Below are 17,826 nucleotides of genomic sequence, written 5' to 3' on the forward strand. Positions count from 1 at the left end.
GACGCCGACATGCGCCGCACAGTGAAAAAATCAGGCACGTGTGCTGGAGGATGCCCCCGGTCGGGGCCGAAAACGCGCCACCCTCGCTGCACCAGACAGGGCCTTGGTGCGCACACCGCAGCGCGCCTTGAACCATTGCGGTGTAGCGCCTTGCTTGAGGCGAAAGTTTTTCTTCGGGTGTTTGTATTCGGGAAAGCTGATCATGCCGGGAAGCTCGTCACCGGAGGCCGTGCCCGTGGTTTCGGCCCATGATTTTTCAAAGTCACTGGCATTGGTCTGGATGGAATTTTCGACATCTCGGGCTGCGCCCTCCATCGACTCTTTCATCTTCTTGAGCTCGTCCAGCTCCATCGAGCGGTTGACCTCCTGCTTGACATCAGCAACATAGCGCTGCGCCTTGCCCAGCATCGTACCTATGGTGCGTGCCAGACGCGGCAACTTTTCGGGGCCGATGACAATCAGCGCAACTGCGCCTATCAGCATCATCTTGGAAAGGCCGATGTCGATCACAGCTGGTCAGACCGGTAAGGCATCAAAAACAGAAAAGCGCCCAATCAGGACTTTTGCTTGGCTTCCACGTCGATCGTGGTTTTGTCGGCGGTCTGCGCATGGCTGACCTGACCGGCGGGCGCAGCTGCAGCGGCTTTTTCTTCGTCGGTCTTGCCGCCGTCCTTCATGCCGTCCTTGAAGCCCTTGACCGCACCACCCAGGTCGCCACCCATGTTGCGCAGTTTTTTGGTGCCGAACACCATCACCACAATCAACAAGACAATCAACCAGTGCCAAATGGAAAATGAACCCATGTTTCTCTCCTAGTCCTTAATATGCAGGCTTGCACAACAATGCAACCATTCTAAAGGCTTGGCGCTTGCTGGCACGCAATAGCCCTGCATTGCTTACCCTGCCGACATGCGTTTAGCTGGGGCGCCCAGCCCGCCTTGCAAGCAGGGATTAACCCTTGAGCCAGGGCCGTGGCCCGCCCATCACATGGATGTGAAGGTGGTGCACTTCCTGCCCGCCTTCGGCGCCAGTGTTGGTGACGATGCGAAAGCCGCCTGCAGGGTAGGGGTTGCAACCCTGCGCCAAGGCAAGCTGAGGGGCCAACACCATCATGCGGCCCAGCAGCGCCGCGTGTTCGGCGCCGGCCTGGGCCATGGACGCGATATGCACCTTGGGAATCATCAGAAAGTGCACCGGCGCCCAGGGGTGAATGTCATGGAAGGCAAATATCTCGTCGTCCTCATACACCTTGCGGCTGGGAATCTGGCCCGCAGCGATTTTGCAGAACAGGCAGTTGTCGGGCGCGTGGGTGACGGGCTGGCTCATGGTTACAAAAAGGTCAAAAAAACCAGTGCGAAGTCCTGGTGGGTCACAGGGGCGATGGGGGTCGGGCGAAGCGGTGGCTGTTAAACCGCATCCAGCCGCGCACGCAGCGGTACAGATACCAGAGCCAGACGATGAAATAGGCAATAGCGCCCGGCAAAAACAACAGCAGCCACAGAGGCGACAGCAGCACCAGCCACATCAGCGTCCACCAGAAGGTCTGGATCATGTAGTTGTGGTGGTCAATGTACAGAGAATCGGACTCCTCGGCGCGGCGAACGTAGTTCACGATGAGCGCAATGACCGCAAAAATGCCGCCGCTGAACCAGGCCAGCGTGTGCAGACCGTACAACACGTGCATGACGATGCGGTCATTGGGGCTCTTCGAATCAAATTCGGCCAGATCGGTTTCGCTCATTGGGGGCTTCCTTGAATGGGGCACTATTTCTCGGCGGCTTCTCGGTCCTGCACCTTGCGCAGGGCTTTTTCCTCAATGCCGCTGGTGCCCTCGCGGCGCTCCAGCTCGGCAATCACGTCCGCCGGGGACAAGCCGTAGTGCGCCAGCGCGATCAGGCTGTGAAACCATAAATCGGCGACTTCACCCACCAGTTTCGCATTCAGCTCGGGGGTCGGGCCGCCATGGTCGATGTCTTTGGCCGCCATGACGGTTTCGGTGGCTTCTTCACCAATTTTTTTCAGGAAGGCATCCGGGCCTTGGTGCAGCAGCCTCGCCACATAACTGGTTTGCGGGTCGCCGCCCTGGGCCGGCTTGCGGCTCTCGATGATGCGCGCAAGGCGCTGCAGGGAATCGTTGGACGTCATGATCTCTACTTATAGATGTTTTCGGGGTCTTTCAAGACCGGCTCGGTCACCACCCACTGACCGTCTTTGTAAAGGCTGAAAAAGCAGCTATGCCGACCCGTGTGGCAGGCGATCCCCGGTGTGTGGCCAAGTTGCGTCACCTTGAGCAGGAGCACGTCGTTGTCGCAGTCCATGCGGATCTCGTGCACCGTCTGCAGATGGCCGGACTCCTCGCCCTTGTGCCACAGCCGCCCACGTGAGCGGCTGTAATACACGGCCTGGCCGAGCTCAGCGGTTTTTTCCAGCGCCTCGCGGTTCATCCAGGCAAACATCAGTACATCGCCGCTGGAGGCCTCCTGCGTGATGACCGGGATCAGACCTCTGTCGTCCCACTGGATGTTGTCTAGCCATTTCATGCTTCATATTGTCCGTGATTGTCGCCAGCCAATTTTTACTATCAAATTTATAGCTGCTTACGCCCATCACAAAAGGGCTGGAGGCCAAAAAGACTTGAAAGAAACTACAGACGGACCGGAATGCCGCGTGCGGCCATGTGGGCCTTGGCCTGCTGCACCGTGTATTCGCCGTAATGAAAGATGCTGGCGGCCAGCACGGCATCGGCGCCGCCCAGCTGGATGCCGTCGGCCAGGTGGTCCAGGTTGCCAACACCGCCGGAGGCAATCACTGGCACGCTGACCGCGTCGCTGACAGCGCGGGTCAGCGCCAGGTCAAAGCCCGCCTTCGTGCCGTCGCGGTCCATGCTGGTCAGCAAAATCTCGCCAGCGCCGCGCAGGGCCATCTCGCTGGCCCAGGCCACCGCATCCAGCCCGGTGTTTTTGCGCCCGCCGTGGCTGTAAACGTCCCAGCCCTGGCCTCGCGTCAGCGCCTCTTCATCAGAGCGGCGCTTGGCGTCTATCGCCACCACAATACATTGCGCACCATATTTGGCCGAGGCGTCTTCAATCACCTGCGGGTTGGCCAGCGCGGCTGAATTGAAGCTGGTCTTGTCGGCGCCGGCATTGAGCAGGCGGCGTACGTCTTCAACCGTGCGCACGCCGCCGCCTACCGTGAGGGGGATGAACACCTGCGAGGCCACGGCCTCGATGATGTGCAGGATCAGGTCGCGTCCATCGCTGGTGGCGGTGATGTCGAGAAACGTCAGCTCGTCCGCACCCTGGTCGTTGTAGCGTGCGGCAATCTCGACCGGGTCGCCGGCGTCACGCAGTTCGACAAAATTGACGCCCTTGACGACCCGTCCGCCGGTGACATCGAGGCAGGGAATGATCCGTTTAGCGAGCACCAGTTATCCATTCAATTCGTCTGCGCGGGCCTGCGCCTTCTCAAAATCGAGGTCGCCGCTGTAAATCGAGCGGCCGCAGATCACACCTTCGACGCCCTCGTCTTCGACCGCACACAGGGCATCGATGTCGGCCATGTTGGACAGCCCACCGGATGCGATCACGGGAATGGTCAACGCCTGGGCCAGCTTGACGGTGGCTTCGATATTGATGCCGCTGAGCATGCCGTCGCGGCCTATGTCGGTGTAGATGATGGACTCGACACCGTAATCCTGGAATTTTTTGCCGAGGTCAATCACTTCGTGGCCGGTCATCTTGCTCCAGCCGTCGGTGGCGACTTTGCCATCCTTGGCATCCAGTCCGACGATGATGTGGCCGCCAAACGCGGTACAGGCGTCTTGCAGGAAGCCGGGGTTTTTAACCGCGGCCGTGCCGATGATGACGTAACGCAGGCCGGAATCCAGGTAGCGCTCGATGGTGTCAAGGTCGCGAATGCCGCCGCCCAGCTGCACGTCGATTTCACTACCGACCTCCGCCAGGATTTTGCGAATGGCTGCTTCATTTTTAGGCTTGCCGGCAAACGCGCCGTTCAAATCCACCAGGTGCAGGCGGCGCGCGCCTTTGTCCACCCAGTTGCGCGCCATGGCGGCCGGGTCTTCGCTGAAGATGGTGGACTGGTCCATGTCGCCCTGTTTGAGGCGCACGCATTGGCCGTCTTTCAAGTCAATCGCGGGGATAAGTAACATGGGCAGTGGGCTGAAGCGGTGAAGTGGAATTTGGCGGCTGGTGCCGGCAGCGGAGGGTCAAGGGTTCCAGTGCAGAAAATTGCGGTACAGGGCCAGCCCGTGTTCGGCGCTTTTTTCAGGGTGAAACTGCGTGGCGAAAATATTATCGCGCGCAACCGCCGCGGTAAAGCGTGCGCCGTAGTCGGCCTCGCCCGCAGTGTGGCGTGCATCCGACGGGCGGGCGTAGAAGCTGTGCACAAAATAGAAGTAGGCGCCGTCCGGCACACCGGACCAGACCGGGTGCACCGGTGCGGTCTGGTAAACCTGATTCCAGCCCATTTGCGGCACCTTGTAACGGCTGCCGTCAGGCTGGATCTTGCCGGCCAGATCAAACTTGAGCACCTCACCCGGTATCAAACCCAGGCCGCGCGTGCCGTCGGAACCCCGCCCTTCCGAGCTGTGGTCCAACAACATTTGCATGCCAACACACACGCCGAACAAGGGCTTGGTGGCCGCAGCGTGTAACACTGCTTCCAGCATGCCGGATGCCTGCAGCTCTTGCATGCAGTCGGCAATCCCGCCCTGACCGGGCAACACGACGCGATCGGCGTCCAACACCTGCTGGGCGCTGGAGGTGACACGCACATCGAAACCGCTGTTGGCCGCAACGTGTTTGACCCCTTGCGACACCGAGCGCAGATTGCCCATGCCGTAATCCACCACCGCGACTGTTTTAAGTTTTGCCATCAGGAGGAAATTTGCTACTATTTTGATAGCTGCTTACGACCATACAGCAAGGGCTGGATGCCAAAAGCATATCTGATTCGGCTAGAGCGAGCCCTTGGTCGAGGGAATCACGCCGGCGGCGCGGGGGTCGATCTCCAGCGCCATGCGCAAGGCCCGGGCAAAGGCCTTGAAGACGGTTTCAGCCTGATGGTGGGCGTTGTCGCCCTTGAGGTTGTCGATGTGCAGGGTGACAAAAGCGTGGTTCACAAAACCCTGGAAAAACTCGTAAGCCAGCTGGCTGTCGAAGCTGCCAATCATGCCGCTCTTGAAAGGCACATGCATGTCCAGCCCGGGGCGCCCCGAGAAATCGACCACCACGCGCGACAGCGCCTCGTCCAGCGGCACATAGGCGTGGCCGTAGCGACGCAGTCCTTTTTTGTCGCCCACTGCCTGCGCCACCGCCTGCCCCAAGGTGATACCCACGTCTTCCACCGTGTGGTGGCCATCAATGTGCAGATCACCTTTGGCCTGAATATCCAGATCGATCAGGCCGTGGCGGGCGATCTGGTCCAGCATGTGGTCGAAAAAGCCGATGCCGGTGGACAGGCTGGCCTTGCCGGTACCGTCAAGATTGACCTTGACGGTGATCTGGGTCTCGGCGGTATTGCGGGAAACTTCAGCCGTTCTGGGGGCAAGGGGCGCCAAGGCAGTGGGGGTAGTCATAGTGATTCTTTAAGGGCTGCCAGCATTTGCAGGTTTTCGTCAGCGTTGCCAACAGTCAAGCGCAGGCAATTGGTCAGCAGTGGATGCATTTTAGAAACGTTTTTGACCAGAACCTTGCGCGCCCGCATTCCGTCAAAGGTTTTGGCCGCTTCGGGCACGCGCACAAGGATCATGTTGGCGTCGCTTTTCCAGGCCTTGACACCTGGCAGGGCCTGCAGTGCTGCAAAAACAATGGCGCGCTGGGCCCGCAGCTCCTGGGCTTGCGCCGCAAATACCTCGGCATGTTCGAGTGCAAACAGCGCGCATTCGTAGTTCAGCACACTGATGTTGTAGGGCGGACGCACCTTGTCGATTTCGGCAATCAGCGCCTTGGGGCCCATCATGTAGCCGATACGCACGCCGGCCAGGCCAAACTTGCTCATGGTACGCATCAGCAGCACATGGCTGTGCCGGGCGATGCGGTCGATATAACTTTTGCTCGAAAACGGCTGGTAGGCCTCGTCCATCACCACCAGACCGGGGGCGGCCTCGATGATCTTTTCAATCACCGCGTCGTCCCACAGATTGGCCGTCGGGTTGTTCGGGTAAGCGATGTAGATGATGGAGGGCTGGTGCTCGGCAATCGCGGCCAGCATGGCAGCCTCGTCAAGCTCAAAATCCGGAGTCAGTGGCACACCGATGAACTTCAGGCCCTGCAACTGTGCGCTCATGCCATACATCACAAAGCCAGGCAGCGGCGAAAGAATGGAAGCGCCGGGGACATCGCAGGCCATGGCCAGCAGCGAGATCAATTCGTCCGAGCCGTTGCCCAGCATGATGTCAAAACCTTCGGGCATCTGCGCATGTTCGGCCAGCGCGGTTCGCAGATCGTTGACGCGACCGTCCGGGTAGCGGTTCAGCGCCAGTGCGCCCAGGCGCTGGCCCAGATGGGCTTGCAGCGCCGCAGGTAACCGGTGCGGGTTTTCCATGGCGTCGAGCTTGACCATGCCAGCGGAGTCCTGAATCGCGTAGGCGTGCATGGACTGCACGTCCTGTCTGATCAATTTTTTGAGATTAACCCGTTCGCTTGCGCTCATTTTTTCATTCTCATTTCAGCAGCCTGGGCATGGGCCTGCAAGCCTTCGCCGTAAGCCAGTTCGGCGGCAATTTTGCCCAGGGTTTGCGCACCGGCTGCGCTGACCTCGATGAGGCTGCTGCGTTTCTGGAAATCGTACACACCCAGCGGGCTGGAGAAACGCGCGGTGCCGCTGGTGGGCAACACGTGATTCGGGCCGGCGCAGTAGTCGCCCAGCGATTCGCTGGTGTAGGCACCGAGAAATATCGCGCCAGCGTGTTTGAGCAGCGGCTCCCACTTGTGCGGGTCGCGGCTGGAGACTTCCAGGTGTTCGGGTGCAATACGGTTGCTGATAGCGCAGGCTTCTTCCATGCTGCGCGTCTGGATCAGCGCGCCCCGGCCTGTGAGCGATTTGGCAATGATGTCTGCACGCGGCATGCCGGGCAGCAGGCGGTTGATGGCGGCCTGAACCGCATCGATATAAGCTGCATCCGGACACAGCAAAATACTTTGCGCCAGTTCGTCATGCTCGGCCTGGCTGAACAAATCCATGGCCACCCAGTCGGCCGGTGTGCTGCCATCGGCCAACACCAGAATTTCACTGGGGCCGGCAATCATGTCGATACCAACGCTGCCGAAAACCCGGCGCTTGGCGGCAGCCACGTAGGCGTTGCCGGGGCCCGTGATCTTGTCCACTGCGGGAATCGTGGCTGTGCCGTAAGCCAGGGCGGCCACCGCCTGCGCTCCACCAATGGTGAAGGCCCGCGTGACACCGGCTACATAGGCGGCAGCCAACACGAGCTCATTGCGCTCGCCTTTGCTCGACGCAGCCTGCTCGCCCGAGCCGCCCGTAGCCAGACTGCCACGTACCGGGGTCGGCACCACCATGATGATTTCTTCCACGCCAGCCACATGCGCCGGAATGGCATTCATGAGCAGGCTGGACGGATAAGCCGCCTTGCCACCTGGTACATAGATGCCCACCCGATCCAGCGGCGTGACTTTTTGCCCCAGCAAGCTGCCCTCTTCGTCGCGGTAGCTCCAGCTTTCGCCAGATGCCTTTTTTTGCGCCTCGTGGTAGCTGCGAATGCGCGCGGCTGCGGCCTGCAGGGCAGCGCGCTGCGCGGCCGGGATGGCATCAAACGCAGCCTTGAAATCGGCCTGCGTCAGTTCAAGGCCGGCCACACTGGCTGCCGACAGCCCGTCGAAACGCGCGGTGTACTCAAGCACCGCCGCATCACCGCGCTGCTTCACATCCGCCAGGATGTCGGCCACTCGCTGCTCAATGGCCGCGTCGGTATCTGCCGACCAGTGCAGCCGGGCCTTGAATTCGGCCTCAAATGTGCTGTCAGCCGTTGACAGCCGTGCGGGAGCAGCTACTAAATTCATGGCGTTTTCAGCTTGCGGGTTTGGTTATGGCGGACGCAAAAGCGTCAATGATGGCGCGAATCGGCGCCTGTTTGAGCTTGAGCGCGACCTGGTTGACCACGAGATGTGAACTGATGTCCATGATGCGCTCAACCTCCACCAGGTGATTGGCCTTGAGCGTGTTGCCACTGCTTACCAGGTCCACAATCGCGTCGGCCAGGCCGGTCAGCGGCGCCAGCTCCATGCTGCCGTAAAGCTTGATCAGGTCCACATGCACGCCCTTGGTGGCAAAAAAGTCGCGCGCAATGCTGACAAACTTGGTCGCCACCTTGAGGCGCGAGCCCTGCCTGACCGCCGCCTCGTAGTCAAACCCGTCACGCACCGCCACACTCATGCGGCATTTGGCAATCTGCAGATCCAGCGGCTGGTACAGGCCCTGGCCGCCATGTTCGATCAGCGTGTCCTTGCCGGTCACGCCAATATCGGCACCGCCATATTGCACATAAGTGGGCACGTCCGTGGCGCGCACCAGCACCACACGCACGCCGGGCTGGTTGGTAGTCAAAATCAGCTTGCGTGATTGTTCCGGGTCTTCCAGCACTTCAATGCCGGCGGCTTTAAGAAGCGGCAGGGTTTCGTCGAAGATGCGGCCTTTGGACAGGGCGAGCGTTATCACGACTTGATCCTTTCGATGTCGGCGCCTATGCCGCGCAACTTGGCTTCCATCTGGTCATAACCGCGATCAAGATGGTAAATGCGCTCAACCAGGGTTTCGCCTTCGGCCACCAGTCCGGCAATCACCAGGCTGGCAGACGCCCGGAGATCGGTGGCCATCACCGTGGCGCCCGACAGTTTTTCAACACCGTCAATGATCGCAAATTTTCCGTCAATTTCTATCCTGGCGCCGAGCCGCACCATTTCGTTGACATGCATGAAGCGGTTCTCAAAAATCGTTTCGGTCACCTTGGCCGGACCCTCGGCAATCGCATTGAGCGCCATGAACTGGGCCTGCATGTCTGTCGGGAAACCCGGGTATTCGGTGGTGCGAAACGACTGCGCCTGCATGCGGCCCTGCGCCTGGATGCGGATAAAACCGTCCCCCGCCGTGACTGTGGCACCGGCGGCGCGCAGCAGATCTATCACCGCATCGAGATGATCGGCGCGGCCGTGGCGCAGCACCACGTCGCCACCGGTGGCCGCCACGGCGCACAAAAAAGTACCGGTTTCAATCCTGTCAGCCACCACCTGGTGTGTGCAGCCGTGCAGGCGCTCCACGCCCTCGATACGGATCCGGCTGCTGCCGTGGCCCTCGATCTTTGCGCCCATCTTGATGAGCATTTCGGCCAGGTCGCCAATCTCGGGCTCCTGCGCCGCATTTTCGAGGATGGTTTCGCCCTCGGCCAGGCTGGCGGCCATCAGAAAGTTTTCGGTACCGGTGACCGTGACCATGTCGGTCGTGATGCTGCAGCCCTTGAGACGGCCGCGTTGTCCGTTGGGTTTGAGTGGTAGTTTGGCAATCATGTAGCCGTGTTCAACCACTATATCGGCGCCCATGGCCTGCATGCCCTTGATGTGCTGGTCCACCGGGCGCGAGCCGATGGCGCAACCGCCGGGCAGCGACACTGTGGCTTCGCCAAACCGGGCCAGCAAAGGGCCCAACGCCAGCACCGAGGCGCGCATGGTCTTGACCAGCTCGTAGGGCGCTTCCGGCGAACTCAACCCGCCCGCATTGATGGTGACGGTACCCGGCGCCGCTTCAGTGCGCTCGGCACTGACCCCCATATTACGGATCAGCTTGAGCATGGTCGCGACGTCCTGCAAACGCGGCACATTTTGCAGCGTGACCGTGTCCGCGGTCAGCAGCGCTGCGCAAAGTTCCGGCAGCGCGGCATTTTTTGCGCCTGAAATATCGACCGTGCCGGCCAGCTGACGCCCGCCCCTGATGAGTAATTTGTCCATGGTGCTTGTCTATTCTTCCGCGTTGCTGCTTGCCCATTCGGCAGGGGTGTAGGTTTTCATCGACAGGGCATGCACTTCGTCGGTCTGCATACGCCCACCCAGTGTGGCGTACACACGCTGGTGCCGCTGGATCAATCGCTGGCCGGCAAAAGCGCTGGACACGATGGTGGCATACCAGTGGCGCCCATCACCGGTCACGTCCAGGTGCTCACAGGGCAGGCCCGCGGCAATAATGGTTTGGAGTTCTTCGCTGGTCATGATTTATTGATTAAGGAGCTGAGTTCATTCAAGGTGGGGCCGCGCAGTACACGAGGGGACAAGCGCGGGGGTCCTGTCTAGTGCCTGATTTTGTAGCCGATTCGCAGTAAATTGACTGCAATGCCGCTGACGACCAGCAAAGAGCTGCCAACAATTGCCAAGCTGAGCCATGGTGACACGTCGCTGACACCGAAAAACCCATAGCGAAAACCGTCGATCATGTAGAAAAACGGATTCAGATGGCTGACGGTCTGCCAGAACGGCGGCAGGGAATGGATGGAGTAGAAAACGCCACTGAGAAATGTCATGGGCATGATCACAAAATTCTGGAAGACCGCCATCTGGTCAAACTTCTCCGACCACAAGCCGGCAATCAGCCCCAGCGCGCCCAACAGCGCGGCCCCCAGCAGCGCGAACAGCACAATCCACAACGGCGCCACAAAACCCGGCTGACCAAAATAGACCGTCACTGCAAACACGCCCAGGCCGACGGCCAGGCCGCGCACAATCGACGAGCCGACATAGGCAAAAAACCAGTGCCAATGCGACAGCGGGCTGAGCAGCACAAACACCAGGCTGCCCATGATCTTGCTCTGGATCAGTGAAGATGAACTGTTGGCGAACGCGTTTTGCAGCACACTCATCATGACCAGGCCCGGGACCAGAAAGGCGGTGTAGCGGATGCTGCCGTACACCTGCACCTTGTCCTCCAGCACATGGCCAAAAATCAGCATGTACATGACGGCGGTGAGTATGGGCGCGCCAACCGTCTGAAAACCGACTTTCCAGAATCGCAGAACTTCTTTGTAAAAGAGGGTTTGCCAGCCGTTCATGCCGTCACCCCGATTTTTTCGGCCATGACCTCAAGAAATACGTCTTCGAGGTCGGCCTTGCGGATCTCCACATCTTCCGCCACCAGCCCAGCCTCGCGAATGGCGCTGAGGTAGTGCTCGATCTCATGCGCGTTGTGCGCTGGCAATTGCACAATGCGGCCGGTGATGCGCGCCTTCTCGGCGAGCGCTTTGGGCAGTTCGCTGTCGATCTTGAAACGCAACACGTTCGACGATGCGGCCTTGAGCAGTTCCGATGTCTGCGCCAGCGCCACGACACGCCCCTGTTTGAGCATGGCGATGCGGCTGCACAGGGCTTCTGCCTCCTCCAGATAGTGGGTGGTCAGCAGCACCGTGCTGCCCTGCTTGTTGAGTTTGGCGATGAATTGCCACAGGGTCTGGCGCAATTCCACATCCACCCCTGCTGTGGGCTCGTCGAGCACGATGACCCTGGGTTTGTGCACCAGTGCCTGCGCCACCAGCATGCGGCGTTTCATGCCGCCCGAGAGCTGGCGCATGTTCGCGTGGGCCTTGTCGGTCAGGCCCAGGCTGGCCAGCAATTCATCGATCCAGTCGTCGTTGTTTTTGACGCCAAAATAACCGGACTGGATGCGCAGCGCCTCGCGCACCGTGAAAAAGGGATCGAACACCAGCTCTTGCGGCACGATACCGAGCATGCGCCTGGCGTCGGCATAGTCTGTCACCACATCGCATCCGTGCACCAGCACCCGGCCGGAGCTGGCCCGCGAGAGGCCTGCCAGGATGCTGATCAGGGAGGTTTTTCCGGCGCCATTGGGGCCGAGCAGGCCAAAAAACTCGCCGGGCTCTATGTCAAAACTGACGGCTTCCAGCGCCCGAACACCGGGACCGGTCTGGCTTCGAGTCGATGGGTAGGTTTTGGAGACAGACTGAAATGAGATGGCTGGCATGAGCCCACCATTTTACGGGCTCCAGACTGCCAGACCGGCTGCGCCGGCGCAAGGACCTGTCGGTCGCTTGCCCGAGCGCCTCAGGTTGGGGCGGCGGTCGTTGCCGGAATCAAGTCGGCCACGCCATAAAGAACGGCCAATTCCAGCAGGCGCTGGGGCGCTGATTGCACCGAAAAACGATTGCCTGATGCCAGCGCATGGCGACGGCACTCGAGCAGGACCGCCAGCGCGGAGGAGTCAAACTGCTGAAGCGCACTGGCATCAGCCACCACTTCTGCGGACCCGGAAAAAAGCTCGGGCTTCAAGCTGCGGGCAAAACCAGCCGCCACGGCGTGGGTCAGGACCGGAGGAAGTGTCAGCATAGCAAGCTTTTCGATCAGGACTTTTTCTCGTCCGCGTTTGTCTTGTTGCGCTGGGACAGTGCCGCGATCAGCCCATCGACGCCCTTGGTCGAAATTTCCTGCGCAAACTGGGTGCGGTAGGTTTCCACCATCCAGATACCAAGCACGTTCAAATCATAGATCTTCCAGCCTGTAGACGTTTTTTCCATGCGGTAATCGAGCTGGATCGGTTCGCTGCGGCCTATCACTTCGGTGCGCACGATCACTTCGTTGTCCGTTGGCGCAGCCCGCAGCGGCTTGACGCTGATGGTCTGGTCCTTGACCTGGGCAAGCGCGCCGGAATAGGTACGCACCAGCAGAATCTTGAACTCGTCCTGCAAGCGCTTTTGCTGCTCAGGTGTGGCCTGGCGCCAGTTCCGGCCTACGGCTGCAGCTGTCATGCGGGTGAAGTTCACATTGGGCATGACTTTGCTGTCCACCAACGCAATGATTTTCCCGACATCACCACCTTGAATCGCCTTGTCCGACTTGATGCTGTCCAGCACCTCTGTAGAGGTGCGTTTGATGAGTGCGTCTGGCGCCTCACCCGAGGCGCGGGTCAGCGGGGCTGCCACAAGCAGGGCCAGGGCCAGCGATGCACCCACAAAATGACTAAAAAATCGACGGTTCATTGTGTTCCTTCATATCGCCAAGAGTATCTGCCGGGCCGGGGAGTCTCCGCAGCTGGTCAGCCAATGCTCAGGCCATGTAGTTGATTGGACAGGGTCTGACCGCCATGGTTCACGCACATTGGGTGAAGTTCTGGCCGGGCATGTAAGTATTCTTTACCTGGCGGGCGCTGGTGCAGCCTTTTCAGGCAAATCATAACGTTCTTCGGTATCGCCGTTGGTCTCAAGAACGACGCCACGGCGCTGCAGGTAGGCATCGCGCGTGAAAGCGTATTTGTCGAGCGCTGCCTGGTCCAGAACCTCACCGGCGCGCAGCAGACTGGCGCGCAAGTCCACCGCACGCAGCACATACAGCGAGTTGCGCGTGGCGACATTGTCAATCTGCATCACCAGATCGCCTTTGGAGTCGACCACCCGGGCGGCGGCATCACGCACGGTGGACGGCCCGAGCACCGGCAGAACGAGGTAGGGGCCAGTGGCCACGCCCCAGCGCCCGAGCGTATTGCCGAAGTCTTCGCGGTGCCGTTCAATCCCCATCAAGGTGGCCCAATCCAGCACGCCGCCCAGCCCGATCAGCGTATTCACGCTGACCCGCATGAAGCTGTCCACAGCCGCCTGCGGCTTGGCCTGTAGAACGTTGTTCACAAAGGACCAGACATCCGACAAATTGCCGAAAAAGTTGCCAACACCGGTTCGCACCGGAGACGGCACCGTATTCTGGTAAGCCTGCGCCACCGGTTTGACGATGGCTTCGTCAAGGCCGTCGTTGAAGCGGGTCACGCTGCGGTTGAAAGGTTCGAAGGGGTCCCGTGGGTTGGGGCCGGTGGCACAGCCTTGCAGCAGTGCGAGCACCAGCAGCCCGGCCCACAGGCCGGGGCGTTTCAAAGTGATTCGTTTTTTCATTTTTTTTCATTACTCCCTGTGGGCGGTGCAGCCACCGAGCCAGAACTGCTGTCCGCCGCCTTGCTGTACAAGAACTGGCTGATGAGATTTTCCAGCACAACCGCGGATTGCGTGCTGGAGATGGTGTCGCCGGTCGCCAGATTCTTCTCGCTGGATCCGGCCTCGATGCCAATGTACTGCTCACCGAGCAAACCACTGGTCAGTATTTTCAGGGAGCTGTCTTTTGGAAAGGAGTACCGGCTTTCCATCGCCAGCGTGACACGCGCCTGGAACGACTTATCGTCAAACACCAGCGACTCGACGCGGCCGACCACAACACCGCCGCTGCGCACTGCACCTTTGGGCTTGAGCCCCCCGACATTGTCAAACTTGGCGGTGACCCGGTAAGTGGACTGGAAGCTCAAGTTCAGCAAATTGGCGGCCTGGAGCGCCAAAAACAGGATGGCAGCAGCGCCGATCAGGACAAAAACGCCGACCCACACATCATTTTTTGAGCGTTGCACAACACCCTCCTCAAGTAAACATCATCGCGGTCAGGATGAAATCCAGACCCAGAACCGCCAGCGAAGCCACCACCACCGTACGCGTCGTGGCGCTGGCCACGCCTTCTGGCGTGGGTTGCGCCTCAAAACCCTGAAGCAGCGCAATAAAAGTGACGGTGAAGCCGAAAACCACACTCTTGATCACTCCGTTGCCAACATCTTTCCAGACATCGACGCCGCCCTGGATCTGACTCCAGAAAGACCCGGCATCGACACCAATCATGACCACACCAACCGCCCATCCGCCAATCACACCCATCGCGCTGAACACACCCGCCAGCAAGGGCATGACAATCACGCCAGCCCAGAAACGGGGCGCCAGGATGCGTTGCACCGGGTCGACGGCCATCATTTCCATGACGCTGATCTGCTCGCCGGCCTTCATGAGGCCAATTTCGGCTGTCAGCGAAGTGCCGGCCCGACCCGCGAACAGCAAGGCCGTCACCACCGGCCCGAGTTCGCGCACCAGCGTCAGTGTGACCAGCAGGCCAAGCGCATCCGACGAGCCAAACCGCTGCAGCGTGTAGTACCCCTGCAGGCCAAACACAAACCCGACAAACAGTCCGGATACCGCGATGATGACCAGCGAATAGTTGCCCAGGAAATGGATCTGGTCGCGCACCAAGCCAAAACGCCGGAAGGTCGAAGGCAGGGAAAGGAGAAGCCGCAGGAAAAGACGTGCACCCAGACCCACGTCTGCGAGTTTGCTGCGGGTGGCAAAGCCGACATCCGACGGTTTGTACCAACTCATGAGACGGCACCTCGCTGCCGGGCGGCCTTGGGAAGGGGGCCAAAGTCATCCTCCACCGACACGCCAGGGTAGTGGAACTGAACCGGACCGTCGGGCAGCGCATTGACATACTGGTAGACCAGCGGATCGGTGCTTTTGCGGACCTGCTCGGGCGTTCCCTCGGTTGCAATTTTTCCGTTGGCCAGGATGATCACGTGGTCGGCCACGGCAAAGGTCTGCTCCAGCTCGTGAGAGACAAAAATACTGGTCAGCCCCATGGCGTCGTTCAAATGCCGGATCAGCCGCGCCGCCGTTCCCAGCGAGATCGGGTCCAGACCGGAAAATGGCTCGTCGTACATCACCAGTTCGGGGTCCAGGGCGATGGCGCGTGCCAGCGCGATTCGCCGCGCCATGCCGCCGGACACCTCGCTGGGCATGAGATCGCGCGCACCACGCAGGCCGACCGCGTTGAGCTTCATGAGCACGATGTCGCGAATCAAGGCCTCGGGCAGATCCGTGTGTTCGTGCAGCGGAAAAGCCACATTTTCGTAAACGCTCAAATCGGCAAACAGCGCGCCAAACTGGAAAAGCATGCCCATGCGGCGCCGCGCCGCGTAGATCTGCTCCTGGTCCATGCGAGTGACATCCTGGCCATCAAACAGCAATTCGCCGCGCTGGGCCCGGATCTGGCCGCCAATGAGCCGCAAGATGGTTGTTTTGCCGCCCCCTGAAGCCCCCATCAGTGCAGTCACCTTGCCACGGGGCACCGACAGTGAAATGTCATCGAGTATTACGCGCTCGCCCTGCACACCTGGATAAGCAAATGTCAGGTGTTTGAATTCGACCAGGGAAGAAGGGGCGCTATCGGGCATGGGGCAGAAAATTTCAGGCGGTGGACCGAGCCTGCTGGCAATGGGCTCAATCATAAAGGTTTACGCCGTGCAGGCGGCAAAAAGCCCTGCCATTCCCTTCGGATCCGCCCCCATGAACATGGGATCAGCCCGGCGCCGGAGCACGCCGTGCCCCGCATTTGAAGCCCTGTTTCAGCCGAAATTTATGGAAATTCTGGCTGTAGCCCTTATACGAAGAGCGTAAGCAGCTGCTATTTTCATAGCATATTTGACTTCAAACACGAAGCGCAGGTCCCCCGGCACCACTCGCTCATCGTGGCAGGTCGCTGTATCCCATCAGGAATTCGTCCACAGAACGCGCGGCCTGACGGCCTTCCCTGATGGCCCACACCACCAGGCTTTGTCCACGCCGGATATCACCCGCCGCAAACACCTTGGGTACGTTGGTCGCGTAACCGCCAATGAAGTCGGTGCTGGCTTTGGCATTGCCGCGCCCGTCTTTTTCGATGCCAAACGCATCGAGCACGGCGGATACCGGGGCCACAAAGCCCATGGCCAGCAGCACCAGGTCGGCCTTGAGCGTCTGTTCAGAGCCAGCCAGCTCGACCATCTTCCCGTCTTTCCACTCGACGCGCACTGTCTTCAGGCCAGTGACTTTACCGTTTTCCCCGAGCAGTTCCTTGGTGGAAATGGCAAATTCGCGGTCACAGCCCTCTTCGTGCGAGGACGAGGTGCGCAGCTTGATCGGCCAGTAAGGCCAGGTCATGGGGCGGTTTTCCTCTTCCGGAGGCTCCGGCATCAGCTCGAACTGCGTGACGCTGGCCGCGCCGTGGCGGTTGCTGGTCCCCACACAGTCGGAGCCGGTGTCGCCGCCGCCAATGACGATCACGTGTTTGCCATCGGCACGCAGCTGGTCCTTGACCTTGTCACCGGCATTGACCTTGTTTTGCTGCGGCAAAAATTCCATCGCGAAATGGATGCCATTCAAATCACGTCCGGGCACCGGCAAATCGCGCGACTGCTCGGCACCGCCGGTCAGCAGCACGGCATCAAAATCCTTTTGCAACTGCTCGGGGGTGATGGTTTCCTTGGCCCAGTTGGTGACTCTGGAGTCCTTGCCAAGCGGGTCTTTGGCAGCGCCCACCATGACGCCGGTGCGGAAGGTCACGCCTTCGGCCTGCATCTGCGTCACACGCCGGTCGATATGGATTTTTTCCATCTTGAAATCGGGAATGCCGTAACGCAGCAGGCCGCCAACACGGTCGTTCTTTTCAAACAGGGTCACGTCATGGCCCACGCGTGCCAGTTGCTGCGCAGCGGCCATGCCAGCGGGGCCGGAGCCGACCACAGCCACTTTTTTGCCTGTCTTGTGCTGCGGAGGCTGCGGCTCGACCCAGCCCTCGGCCCAGGCGCGGTCGATGATGGCGTGTTCGATGGACTTGATGCCCACCGCGTCGTCATTCACGTTGAGCGTGCAGGCTGCCTCGCAGGGTGCCGGGCAGATGCGACCGGTGAACTCCGGGAAATTGTTGGTGCTGTGCAGGGTGTCAATCGCGCTTTTCCAGTCGGCGCGGAACACCATGTCGTTGAAGTCGGGAATGATGTTGTTGACCGGGCAACCGCTGTTGCAAAACGGCGTACCGCAGTCCATGCAGCGCGCGGCCTGCTTGTTGGCCTGCGCGTCATCGAGGCCGATCACGAACTCCTTGTAGTTTTTCAGGCGCTCGGGAACAGGCTTGTAGCCCTCCTCGATGCGTTCGTATTCCATGAAACCGGTGACTTTACCCATGTGGCTAC

Annotated in this window: 24 protein-coding genes; all 24 read right to left on the minus strand. The window is 60.1% G+C overall.

The genetic code is table 11. The features are described from left to right. Positions 1 to 30: 30 nt before the first annotated feature. Positions 31 to 510 carry a Sec-independent protein translocase protein TatB gene (tatB, locus tag Q8L50_RS12370; protein WP_305348930.1) on the minus strand — a complete coding sequence of 160 codons (480 nt, stop codon included), beginning with the start codon at positions 508 to 510 and terminating at the stop codon, positions 31 to 33. 44 nt (positions 511 to 554) lie between these two features. Further along, positions 555 to 803, minus strand: a complete 249-nt coding sequence (gene tatA / locus Q8L50_RS12375; protein WP_305348931.1) for a Sec-independent protein translocase subunit TatA — start codon at positions 801 to 803, stop codon at positions 555 to 557. Between the two features lie 148 nt (positions 804 to 951). Further along, on the minus strand, positions 952 to 1,326 hold the full coding sequence (locus Q8L50_RS12380) for a histidine triad nucleotide-binding protein (protein WP_305348932.1): 375 nt from the start codon (positions 1,324 to 1,326) through the stop codon (positions 952 to 954). Positions 1,327 to 1,369: 43 nt separating this feature from the next. After that, entirely contained in the window at positions 1,370 to 1,741 is a 372-nt protein-coding gene (locus Q8L50_RS12385) for a hypothetical protein (protein WP_305348933.1), read from the minus strand. A gap of 23 nt (positions 1,742 to 1,764) precedes the next feature. Further along, positions 1,765 to 2,145: a phosphoribosyl-ATP diphosphatase gene (locus Q8L50_RS12390; RefSeq protein WP_305348934.1), complete on the minus strand. Its 381-nt coding sequence runs from the start codon at positions 2,143 to 2,145 to the stop codon at positions 1,765 to 1,767. 5 nt (positions 2,146 to 2,150) lie between these two features. Beyond that, complete coding sequence (hisI, locus tag Q8L50_RS12395; protein ID WP_305348935.1) at positions 2,151 to 2,540, minus strand: phosphoribosyl-AMP cyclohydrolase; 390 nt, start codon at positions 2,538 to 2,540, stop codon at positions 2,151 to 2,153. Between the two features lie 104 nt (positions 2,541 to 2,644). Beyond that, on the minus strand, positions 2,645 to 3,424 hold the full coding sequence (hisF, locus tag Q8L50_RS12400) for an imidazole glycerol phosphate synthase subunit HisF (protein WP_305348936.1): 780 nt from the start codon (positions 3,422 to 3,424) through the stop codon (positions 2,645 to 2,647). 3 nt (positions 3,425 to 3,427) lie between these two features. Continuing rightward, positions 3,428 to 4,168, minus strand: a complete 741-nt coding sequence (gene hisA / locus Q8L50_RS12405) for a 1-(5-phosphoribosyl)-5-[(5-phosphoribosylamino)methylideneamino]imidazole-4-carboxamide isomerase (protein WP_305348937.1) — start codon at positions 4,166 to 4,168, stop codon at positions 3,428 to 3,430. Positions 4,169 to 4,225: 57 nt separating this feature from the next. Next, on the minus strand, positions 4,226 to 4,894 hold the full coding sequence (hisH, locus tag Q8L50_RS12410; protein WP_305348938.1) for an imidazole glycerol phosphate synthase subunit HisH: 669 nt from the start codon (positions 4,892 to 4,894) through the stop codon (positions 4,226 to 4,228). Between the two features lie 81 nt (positions 4,895 to 4,975). Next, positions 4,976 to 5,596, minus strand: a complete 621-nt coding sequence (gene hisB / locus Q8L50_RS12415; protein ID WP_305348939.1) for an imidazoleglycerol-phosphate dehydratase HisB — start codon at positions 5,594 to 5,596, stop codon at positions 4,976 to 4,978. Further along, a complete protein-coding gene (gene hisC, locus Q8L50_RS12420; RefSeq protein WP_305348940.1) occupies positions 5,593 to 6,672 on the minus strand; it encodes a histidinol-phosphate transaminase in 1,080 nt (359 codons plus the stop codon). Before hisC ends, hisB begins: the two co-directional genes overlap by 4 nt. Next, entirely contained in the window at positions 6,669 to 8,039 is a 1,371-nt protein-coding gene (hisD, locus tag Q8L50_RS12425; RefSeq protein WP_305348941.1) for a histidinol dehydrogenase, read from the minus strand. The genes hisC and hisD overlap by 4 nt, the downstream gene beginning before the upstream one ends. A 7-nt stretch (positions 8,040 to 8,046) precedes the next feature. Then, a complete protein-coding gene (gene hisG, locus Q8L50_RS12430; RefSeq protein WP_305348942.1) occupies positions 8,047 to 8,694 on the minus strand; it encodes an ATP phosphoribosyltransferase in 648 nt (215 codons plus the stop codon). Then, positions 8,691 to 9,977, minus strand: a complete 1,287-nt coding sequence (gene murA, locus Q8L50_RS12435) for a UDP-N-acetylglucosamine 1-carboxyvinyltransferase (RefSeq protein ID WP_305348943.1) — start codon at positions 9,975 to 9,977, stop codon at positions 8,691 to 8,693. The genes hisG and murA overlap by 4 nt, the downstream gene beginning before the upstream one ends. Positions 9,978 to 9,986: 9 nt before the next feature. Further along, on the minus strand, positions 9,987 to 10,235 hold the full coding sequence (locus Q8L50_RS12440) for a BolA family protein (RefSeq protein ID WP_305348944.1): 249 nt from the start codon (positions 10,233 to 10,235) through the stop codon (positions 9,987 to 9,989). Between the two features lie 77 nt (positions 10,236 to 10,312). Continuing rightward, on the minus strand, positions 10,313 to 11,068 hold the full coding sequence (locus Q8L50_RS12445) for an ABC transporter permease (RefSeq protein ID WP_305348945.1): 756 nt from the start codon (positions 11,066 to 11,068) through the stop codon (positions 10,313 to 10,315). Further along, entirely contained in the window at positions 11,065 to 11,994 is a 930-nt protein-coding gene (locus Q8L50_RS12450) for an ABC transporter ATP-binding protein (protein ID WP_305348946.1), read from the minus strand. Before Q8L50_RS12450 ends, Q8L50_RS12445 begins: the two co-directional genes overlap by 4 nt. Before the next feature lie 80 nt (positions 11,995 to 12,074). Continuing rightward, on the minus strand, positions 12,075 to 12,356 hold the full coding sequence (locus Q8L50_RS12455; RefSeq protein ID WP_305348947.1) for a lipid asymmetry maintenance protein MlaB: 282 nt from the start codon (positions 12,354 to 12,356) through the stop codon (positions 12,075 to 12,077). Positions 12,357 to 12,370: 14 nt separating this feature from the next. Beyond that, a complete protein-coding gene (locus Q8L50_RS12460) occupies positions 12,371 to 13,006 on the minus strand; it encodes a phospholipid-binding protein MlaC (RefSeq protein ID WP_305348948.1) in 636 nt (211 codons plus the stop codon). A gap of 153 nt (positions 13,007 to 13,159) precedes the next feature. Beyond that, entirely contained in the window at positions 13,160 to 13,906 is a 747-nt protein-coding gene (locus tag Q8L50_RS12465; RefSeq protein WP_305348949.1) for a VacJ family lipoprotein, read from the minus strand. Then, positions 13,903 to 14,409, minus strand: coding sequence for an outer membrane lipid asymmetry maintenance protein MlaD (gene mlaD, locus Q8L50_RS12470; protein WP_305348950.1), 507 nt, complete (start codon positions 14,407 to 14,409; stop codon positions 13,903 to 13,905). Before mlaD ends, Q8L50_RS12465 begins: the two co-directional genes overlap by 4 nt. Before the next feature lie 10 nt (positions 14,410 to 14,419). Next, on the minus strand, positions 14,420 to 15,199 hold the full coding sequence (mlaE, locus tag Q8L50_RS12475; protein ID WP_305348951.1) for a lipid asymmetry maintenance ABC transporter permease subunit MlaE: 780 nt from the start codon (positions 15,197 to 15,199) through the stop codon (positions 14,420 to 14,422). Continuing rightward, positions 15,196 to 16,050, minus strand: a complete 855-nt coding sequence (locus Q8L50_RS12480) for an ABC transporter ATP-binding protein (RefSeq protein ID WP_305348952.1) — start codon at positions 16,048 to 16,050, stop codon at positions 15,196 to 15,198. Before Q8L50_RS12480 ends, mlaE begins: the two co-directional genes overlap by 4 nt. Before the next feature lie 289 nt (positions 16,051 to 16,339). Continuing rightward, positions 16,340 to 17,818 carry a glutamate synthase subunit beta gene (locus Q8L50_RS12485; protein WP_305348953.1) on the minus strand — a complete coding sequence of 493 codons (1,479 nt, stop codon included), beginning with the start codon at positions 17,816 to 17,818 and terminating at the stop codon, positions 16,340 to 16,342. Between the last annotated feature and the right edge of the window lie 8 nt (positions 17,819 to 17,826).

This window comes from Polaromonas sp. (assembly GCF_030680935.1).
Lineage (GTDB): Bacteria > Pseudomonadota > Gammaproteobacteria > Burkholderiales > Burkholderiaceae_C > Polaromonas.